The 8,017-nt window shown below is 66.0% G+C and carries 9 protein-coding genes; 3 read left to right on the forward strand and 6 right to left on the reverse strand.

What is annotated here, in order from left to right:
- Positions 1-9: 9 nt before the first annotated feature.
- Both ACLP4W_RS11115 and ACLP4W_RS11120 read right to left on the reverse strand, forming a co-directional pair.
- A complete protein-coding gene (locus ACLP4W_RS11115) occupies positions 10-1,086 on the reverse strand; it encodes a permease (protein ID WP_442386183.1) in 1,077 nt (358 codons plus the stop codon).
- Positions 1,087-1,147: 61 nt separating this feature from the next.
- Positions 1,148-2,809, reverse strand: coding sequence for an acyl-CoA synthetase (locus ACLP4W_RS11120; protein ID WP_442386184.1), 1,662 nt, complete (start codon positions 2,807-2,809; stop codon positions 1,148-1,150).
- Between the two features lie 71 nt (positions 2,810-2,880).
- Here ACLP4W_RS11120 and ACLP4W_RS11125 point away from each other — a divergent pair, with 71 nt between their 5' ends.
- Both ACLP4W_RS11125 and ACLP4W_RS11130 read left to right on the forward strand, forming a co-directional pair.
- Positions 2,881-3,735: an SGNH/GDSL hydrolase family protein gene (locus ACLP4W_RS11125; protein WP_442386185.1), complete on the forward strand. Its 855-nt coding sequence runs from the start codon at positions 2,881-2,883 to the stop codon at positions 3,733-3,735.
- Positions 3,732-4,397 (forward strand): DedA family protein, encoded by a 666-nt coding sequence (locus ACLP4W_RS11130; protein ID WP_442386186.1) that lies wholly within the window; start codon positions 3,732-3,734, stop codon positions 4,395-4,397. The genes ACLP4W_RS11125 and ACLP4W_RS11130 overlap by 4 nt, the downstream gene beginning before the upstream one ends.
- A gap of 103 nt (positions 4,398-4,500) precedes the next feature.
- On the opposite strand, the gene ACLP4W_RS11135 is transcribed toward ACLP4W_RS11130, so the two are convergent.
- Positions 4,501-5,121, reverse strand: coding sequence for a TetR/AcrR family transcriptional regulator (locus ACLP4W_RS11135; protein ID WP_442386187.1), 621 nt, complete (start codon positions 5,119-5,121; stop codon positions 4,501-4,503).
- Positions 5,122-5,277: 156 nt separating this feature from the next.
- Between ACLP4W_RS11135 and ACLP4W_RS11140 the strand changes: the two genes are divergently transcribed.
- On the forward strand, positions 5,278-5,715 hold the full coding sequence (locus ACLP4W_RS11140; protein WP_442386188.1) for an anti-sigma factor antagonist: 438 nt from the start codon (positions 5,278-5,280) through the stop codon (positions 5,713-5,715).
- Between the two features lie 24 nt (positions 5,716-5,739).
- On the opposite strand, the gene ACLP4W_RS11145 is transcribed toward ACLP4W_RS11140, so the two are convergent.
- The 3 genes from ACLP4W_RS11145 to ACLP4W_RS11155 form a co-directional block, all read right to left on the reverse strand.
- On the reverse strand, positions 5,740-6,525 hold the full coding sequence (locus tag ACLP4W_RS11145) for a sulfite exporter TauE/SafE family protein (protein ID WP_442386189.1): 786 nt from the start codon (positions 6,523-6,525) through the stop codon (positions 5,740-5,742).
- Positions 6,526-6,586: 61 nt separating this feature from the next.
- Complete coding sequence (locus tag ACLP4W_RS11150) at positions 6,587-7,519, reverse strand: catalase family peroxidase (protein ID WP_442386190.1); 933 nt, start codon at positions 7,517-7,519, stop codon at positions 6,587-6,589.
- A 17-nt stretch (positions 7,520-7,536) separates the two neighbouring features.
- Positions 7,537-8,017: SDR family NAD(P)-dependent oxidoreductase (locus ACLP4W_RS11155; protein ID WP_442386191.1), on the reverse strand; the 481-nt coding region annotated here is incomplete at its 5' end.

Below are 8,017 nucleotides of genomic sequence, written 5' to 3' on the forward strand. Positions count from 1 at the left end.
TTGCGCGACTCACAGCAGGCTCAGGACCGAGGCGCCGAGCAAACCGGCCGTGATCACCACGACCGTTGTGGTCGTGGTGGCCTTCCACCCGAAGCTGCGGGCAACCATCGCGACACCCGGGGCGCTGACAGCCGGAAGAGTGATCAGTAGCGCACCGAGCGCGCCCGACGAGACGCCGAGCAGGGCCAGGCCCTGCAGGATCGGAATCTCCCCCGCCGTCGGAATGACCATGAGCGTGCCGACTATTGCCGCGAGCACGACGATCAGCAGGCCATAAAGCAGGCCGTTGTGCGGGAGTCGAGTCAAGGTGAGTATCGAGCCCCGGAACGCCCTGAGGACGAGCACTATGACCGCGTACTCCGGCAACAGGAACAGACACAGGCGCAGCAGCACTCGCACGAACCTGCGGGTGGCTCCTGCGGACTCCCGGTCGGCCGCGACGATCGCCTCGGTCCGCGGTTCCCCGGCCCCCCGCGCGCGGGTGACCAGTCCCACCGACGCCGCGACACCGAGCACGGTGGCGATGCCCACCACCAGCCTGGTCAGCGTCCACTGCCACGGAGCAACAAGGAACAAGAAAACAAGTACCGCGGGATTCAGCAACGGATTTCCGAGCCAATAGGCAACGGCCGCGGCAGGAGTGACGCCGTTGCGCCTCAGCGTGACGGCGACCGGGGCGGCGCAGCAGGTGCACATCATCGATGGCATGCCGGCAACACCGCCGGCGAGCGCGCTCGAAATCAGACGACGGCGGTTCAACGCGCGCGGCAGCCACGACGGTGGCATCAGCGCCTGCACCGAGGCACTGATCAGCAGCGCCACCACCAGCGCCTGCCAAATCGACGAAAAGTACACGTGGAAGAACGTCGTGGCGGCGTGCCACGTCGGACCCTCCCCGGCGCGCACCCCACCAACGGTGAGGATGCTTGACCCCGGCCAATGGCGGGTCCGCTGGACTTTCAGGGCTTTGGCCGCATACGGCATCCACTTCGCCCACAGCAGCCCCATCACGAACACAGCTGCCGTAACCAGAACACCTATCGTGACGCCCGCGCGGCCCGAGATCCGAATTGTATTGGGGTTCATCGGCATCGCCATATTAATGGACGCTAACTCAGAACTCGTCGCAACGCTCGCCGCGAGTCAATCAAACCTTGCCTACGACTTGAGCTTTCGCCCAGCGGTAATCGGCCTTGCCGGACGGTGAACGCTGGACCCGATCACAGAAGACAATCTCTTTCGGAAGTTTGTAGCGCGCAAGATGGTGGGCGGCCTCGGCGATGATGCTGTCAGCCAATCCCTCCTGCGAGCCGGCCTGCCCGTCGACCAACTGGACGACCGCGACTACTTCGTTTCCCCAGCGGGTGCTGGGCCGGCCGGTCACCACGACGTCGTAAACGGCGGGGTGCTTGGCGATCGCGGCCTCTACTTCTTCGGCGAAGATCTTCTCGCCGCCGGAGTTGATGGTGACCGCATCCCGGCCGAGCAGCTCTATCTGGCCGTCGGCCCACCAGCGGGCCCGATCACCGGGGACCGAGTGCCTGATCCCCTCGATGACCGGGAACGTCCGCGCGGTCTTCTCCGCATCGCCCAGGTAGCCCAGCGGTATGAAGCCTTGCTGCGCCAGCCAGCCGATTTCGTCGTCGCCCGGCGACAGAATCCGGGTCATGTCCTCGCTGACCACCACGGCACCCGGGTTGGGGGCGAAGCGGCCGGTCGCGCTCTGGAAGCGATTGGACACCTGGCCCATCTGTGTGCCGGATTCCGACGATCCCCCCGCATCGATGATCGTCAGGTTGGGCAGCAGCTCGACGAATCGCTGCTTGAGCCCGACGCTGAGCGCCGCTCCTCCAGTGACCAGCACCAGCAGCCCGGACAAGTCGTAGTCACCGGCCTCGAGTTCATCGACCAACGGCCGCCCGAAGGCATCGCCGACGATCGACAGCGACACCACCCGTTCCCGGCTGGCCAGCGCCCACGCCTCGGCCGGATCGAAGTGGGTGGTCGTCGGCGCCATAACAAACGGCCACCCACTACACATGCTGGTGAAAGCCGCCCACTGCGCGGCGCCGTGCATCAGGGGCGCGCATGTCATCGAACCCGGTGCCTCGGGCCGCGACCGCTCGACGATGTCGTCCAGGCTCGTCGCCATCTCACCGGTGCCGAAGTTCTGCCCGCCCATGGCATTCATGAAGATGTCGTGCTGGCGCCACAGCACCGCCTTGGGCATCCCCGTGGTGCCGCCGGTGTAGAGCACATAGAGGTCGTCTGGCGACAGCGTCAAGTCGAGCGGCTCGTCGGACACCGATGCCAGGAGTTCCTCGTAACGCACCGCTCCCGGCAGCGGATCGTTCCCGGACCCGTCGTCGACGTGGATCAGCCGCACACGAGCGGGCAGGTGCTCCAGCGCCTCTTCTAACGCGAGGGCCAGCGTCGGGGCGAACCGGGCGTGATACATGACGGCGTCCGCGCGGGCATTGCCGAGCAGATACGCCAGTTCGTCGGCGACGTAGCGGTAGTTGACGTTGAACGGCGCGACCCGAGCCTTGTACGCGCCGAGCATGGCCTCGAGATATTCGTTGCAGTTCGCCATGTAGAGGCCGAGGTGGCTTTGGCCCGATTCGTGTGCCGCCAACTCGGAGCGTTCCCGATGCGCGCCCAGCCCCCATTCATGCAACGCGCGAGCGAACCGTCGGGCACGTGCGTCGGTCTGCGCGAAGGTGAATCGCCGATCCCCGAACACGATGCAGTCTCGCCCAGGGTTGGCCGCCGCCACCGCCGCGAACACTTGGGCGACGTTGAATTCCACAGACTCTCCTCAGCTCAAGTCAGGGCCACGCTACAACCACACGAAGAGGAATTGCGATTAGTCTCTGCATCGTGTGCGGGGCTACGGGGACCGGATACAGGACCGGATACAGCCGATACGTCGCCATCGGTGACAGTCAGACCGAGGGCTTGTGGGACGGCAACGACGCCGTCGGTTTCCTCGGATTTGCCGACCGACTCGCGGCAACGATCGATTCGCTCTACCCAGGTTTGCACTACGCGAACCTGGCGATCCGCGGCAAGCTGGTGGCCGACGTGCTCACGGAGCAGGTTCCCCCGGCGCTGGCGATGCGCCCGGATCTGATCACCGTTTGCGTCGGGATGAACGACGTCATCCAGCCGTGGCGATCGTTCGACCGTGCCCTTAGCAACCTCGACCACGTTTACGCCGCGCTCGCTGGATCCGGCGCCACGGTGGTGACCACAACCTTCCCGAACGTCGCGCAATTCCTGCCGCTCGGCCGGCTTGTGTCCGGGCGGCTTGCCCGCATCAACGATGCGATCAGAGCGGCCGCAGACCAATACGACTTCAGGCTCGTGGACCTTTACAACGTGGCCTCGATGCGCGATTTGGACACGTGGGACGTCGATCGCGTACACGCGTCCACCAGGGGGCATATGCTCTTCGCCGCCGCAGTTGCCGAAGCTCTCGATTTGCCTGGCAGCAACCACGATTGGGCCGAAGGGAGCGACAATCCCGCGCGGCTGGGGTTCAGATCCCGCACTTATGGACAGCTGCGCTGGACACAAGAAAAGCTCATGCCGTGGGTTTGGCGCCGTCTGCGCGGCCGGTCTTCGGCCGACGGGCGGGTGCCCAAACGTCCGGGGCTGACACCCGTGGGCATGCCGAGCGCGCCCCACGGTGTGGCGCGTTTTCATCCCCGGTCAGGCATCCTTGACCCATGAACGCCGAGGCTTTGCTGCACTCAATTCCGCCACTCGCGGTCTACCTGGTGGTCGGCGGTGTGGTCGGGATCGAGAGCCTCGGCGTTCCCCTTCCCGGCGAGATCATCCTGGTCAGCGCGGCGGTGATGTCGTCGCAGCATGACCTGGCCGTCAACCCGATCGGCGTCGGCATTGCCGCTGTGATCGGCGCCGTGGTCGGGGACTCGATCGGCTACACGATCGGGCGCCGGTTCGGCCTGCCGCTCTTCGAACGGCTTGGCCGGCGGTTCCCGAAACACTTCGGCCCGGGACACGTCGCCCTGGCCGAAAGGTTGTTCAACCGCTGGGGAGTTCGGGCGGTCTTCTTCGGCCGCTTCATCGCTCTGCTGCGGATCTTCGCCGGGCCGCTGGCCGGAGCCTTGAAAATGCACTACCCGCGTTTCCTGGCAGCCAACGTGTCGGGCGCCATCTGCTGGGCGGGCGGCACGACCGCACTGGTCTATTTCGCCGGAATGGCCGCCGAACGCTGGATGGAGCGATTCTCCTGGATCGGGCTGGTCGTCGCGGTCGTGTGCGGACTTACCGCCGCGATCTTGCTGCGCGAACGCACAGCGCGTGCGATCGCCGAACTCGAGGCCGAGCACTACCGCAACACCGGCACCACCGCAGCTGACGCCGCCTGATCCGCTGCCGCCGAGGGTGAAATCAGCGACATGCATCCCGCGTGTCGCGTCGTCAGATTCACACTGGGGCGAGGACGTCTCAGCGTACGGTCGCGAAGAACCGCTAACCGACCGCCTCACCGACGTCTGCCAGCGGCATGGGCCGGTGCCGCTCGATGAGGGCGCAGGCCATCTCGCGGGCACGCAGGGCGGCGTCCAGGTCGCCCACGGCCGCGAGAACTATGGCGCCCTTCATCAGGATGTGCCACGACGACGCGAACCCCTCGACGTCCGTCAGCCCCACCGCGACGGCGCGGTGACGCACGATGTCACGGACGTGGTCGATGTGACTGATGCTGGCCTGTCCGGCCGGATGACCGGCCCCCAACTCGAGCAGGACGTTGATGAACGAGCAGCCTTCATAACCGTCGCGGAGATGAAACCAGTCATGCATGACGTCGAAGATCGCGAGCAACTGTTCCTCGGGCGTGTTGCCCCGTTGCCATGACTGCTCCTCGATCAGACCGTGGGTCCAGAGTTCTTCGCGTCGCTGCAGCACGGCCAGCACGAGGTTGTTCTTGGTCGCGAAGTGACGGTAAAGGGTTGCCCTGGCCACGCCGGCGCGCTCGATCACCTCATCGGTGCCGACCGCGCGGATCCCACGCCGGCTGAACAGCTCGTAGGCCGCCGTCAGGATCCGTTCGCGAGCCGATACGGCGGGCGTCGCGACATCGGGGCTTGTCATAACGAGCCTTACCATACTCTTAGCCGCCCAGATGTAGACAGACCGCCCTGTCTCGTTATACAAAAGAGATTCGCCATTGGCGAAGCGTCTGTCTTCAGACAACAGGACGGGCATCCATCGCGGCGTCGCCGACGCCGATCGATTAGGGAGTCCACCATGAGTCCAGTCATTGCCGAACCCATGTCCAGCCACCATCTGATGCTCAGCACGCGGCTGGTCTACGAACTGGGCGATCCACACAGCACGCTGAGGGCCACCACCGATCGCAGCGGCCCGGCGGTGCTCATCACCGCCGGCGGCGAGATCGACGCCTGCAATGAGCACACCTGGCGCCAGCTGGTCAGCGAGGCCGCCGGCGTGGTCATTCCGCCCGGCCCATTCGTGGTCGACGTCACGGGGCTCGATTTCATGGGCTGCTGCGCGTTCGCGGTGCTGGCCGACGAGGCGCAACGGTGCCGGGACCGCGGCATCGAATTGCGTCTGGTAAGCCACGAGCCCGTCGTCGCCCGGATCGTCGACGCCTGCGGGCTCGGCCGCGTGCTGCCTATCTACCCGACCGCGGACACCGCGCTCGTGGCGGTCTCTCGCTGGTGAGCCACCGGCCCCAGCGCTGTCTCGTCACGCGACCGTGAGCAGTCGGTATAGCCCGATCAGGCCGACCACCACGATGGTGCCGCGCAACGCGGTCGGCGACAACCGGCGCCCATAACGCGCCCCGGCGAATCCGCCGACCAGCGAGCCGACCGCGATAAGCCCGGCCACCTGCCAGCTGATCCGGTCGAAAGCCGCCACCGTATACCCGACGGCCGCAACGACATTCACGACCAGCGTCATCAGGTTCTTGGCCGCGTTCATCCGCTGCACCGACTCCGGCAGCAATGCGCCCATCACACCAACCAGCAGGATGCCCTGCGCGGCGGTGAAGTAGCCGCCGTAGACGCCGACGGCAAAGGTGCCGAACACCAGCACGGCCATGCGCGCCGGTGTGATGTGCTCGGGTGAGCGCCCCGCCGCCTCGGCGCGCTGGAACGTCCACGATTGAATCCGCGGCCCCGCAATCACCAGGATGAGGGCCAGGACCAACAGCACCGGCACGACCTCGGCGAACACCTTCTCGGGGAGATGTAGAAGCAGGAAGGCGCCCAGCACCGCGCCGGCCAACGATGCCGGGATCTGCCAGCGCAACCGGTCCCACTGACCGGCCAGCTCGGCGCGATAACCCCAGGTGCCCGACACGTTGCCGGCCACCAGACCGATCGCGTTCGACATGGTGGCCGTGACCGGCGGATAGCCGAGGGCGACGAGCGTGGGGAACGTGATCAGGGTGCCCGATCCGACGAGCGCATTGATTGCGCCGGCGGCGACCCCGGCCAGGCCGATCAAAACCATGTGGGAAGGCAGCACTGCGAAAGACCTTAGTCCGCGACCGCATTGCGCAAAAATCGCGCGGCCGACCGCCTCCCCGTTACACCTGGGGAGCTTCCGGACCGCGATCTACGCCGGTGCGTAGCTTGACCGACGCGGAATAGGCAAGGGTGCGGAATCGCAGCACCGGGTCATCGGAGGGTTCAATGCCGTCGGTCACGCGCATCGGGTCGAATACGACGATGTCGCCGCCATGCTCACGCTGTGTCTCCAGGCCGGTGATCTCGAGGTTACCGACGAGGATCGTCTCCGTGCTTCGCCAGGGTGCTGACGGGTCGACGATCGAGTCGTTCGGCCCGGCAATCTGAACGCGGAAGTCAAACAGCACTGGGCCGCCCGTCAAGCGGTGGTTGAGCTCGTGGTGGAGAAAGTCGGGAGCCTTGCCCCGGGCAGCCGGTCCCGACAGAAATTCTTCACGCACCACTGGGCGCAGGTGATAGCGGACAAATCTAGAACTGCCGTCTGCGGCGACCCAGCGGAAGGCGTGCAGCCCGTGGTATTCGGTGGTGGCATAGCTCACCGGGATCCTGTTGCCGTCTCGAACTATGGGCAGCAAGCTGAGCAGCCGCGGATGGGTCGCAATGTACGTGGCCAACCGCAGCGGCTTGGCCGGACCGGGCCGCATCGCCTTGAGCAGATCGAGAAAACCGTCCGGCGTGCTGGAGACGAACAGCCGGGCGGTCTGCGTCGACATGTCGGTGGTCGACCCGTCTGGCAGCGTGAGCTTCACCGCCAACCCGCGCACCCCGGGCACGTTGTCGGGCTGGGCAGGGTCACCTGATCCGTTGGAGAAGCGGATCAGCGCCGGGACCGACGAGCCGTCGAGGTATTTTGCGCGCGATAATTTGGTCGCATCGGGGCTCGCGGTGAACCTGCCGTGGTACAGCGTGCCTTTCGCGTGCAACGCGCGGCAGCCCGGTTGGGCTCCGCCGGAAGCCCGGATTACGTCGATCGCGTCGTCGGGAGTGATCATGCGCGAATCCTAAAGGTCTAGTCGGGAAAGCCGAAGAGTTTAACTACCCCGTGATCGCGACCCGCGGTGTAGCCGCCGTCGACGGCAATGGCCTGACCGCTGACGAAAGAGGCGTCGGGCGATAGCAGGAAGGCCGCCACGGCCGCGACCTCCTCCGGCCGGCCCAGCCGTTGCAGGGCGTGTTCCTTGGTGATGGAGTCCAGCGGACCCTCCATCCCCGGCAGGCCGAAAACACTTTGGGCCATCGGCGTTTCGATGAAGCCGGGGCAGATGGCGTTGGCCCGGATGCCGCTCGGTCCGTAGTCGAGCGCGATGTTCTTGGTGAGCAGGACGACCCCACCCTTGGCCGCGTTGTACGAGCTGCCGCCCGCCGTGCCTTCCAGGCCTTCGATGCTGGCGACGGTCACGATCGAGCCGCGCTCACCGTCGACCCGCGGTTGCTCGATCATCCTGGCCAGGGCCGCCTTGGCGACCAGGAACGTGCCGGTGAGGTTGATC

Origin of the sequence: Mycobacterium sp., from assembly GCF_052145595.1 — a bacterium.
Classification (GTDB): domain Bacteria; phylum Actinomycetota; class Actinomycetes; order Mycobacteriales; family Mycobacteriaceae; genus Mycobacterium.

What these genes read in the sequence shown, in the direction of transcription:
- ACLP4W_RS11115 (WP_442386183.1), bottom strand. Translation starts at nt 1,086, where the DNA reads ATGAACCCCAATACAATTCGGATCTCGGGCCGCGCGGGCGTCACGATA.
- ACLP4W_RS11135 (WP_442386187.1), bottom strand. Translation starts at nt 5,121, where the DNA reads ATGACAAGCCCCGATGTCGCGACGCCCGCCGTATCGGCTCGCGAACGG.
- ACLP4W_RS11150 (WP_442386190.1), bottom strand. Translation starts at nt 7,519, where the DNA reads ATGATCACTCCCGACGACGCGATCGACGTAATCCGGGCTTCCGGCGGA.
- ACLP4W_RS11130 (WP_442386186.1), top strand. Translation starts at nt 3,732, where the DNA reads ATGAACGCCGAGGCTTTGCTGCACTCAATTCCGCCACTCGCGGTCTAC.
- ACLP4W_RS11140 (WP_442386188.1), top strand. Translation starts at nt 5,278, where the DNA reads ATGAGTCCAGTCATTGCCGAACCCATGTCCAGCCACCATCTGATGCTC.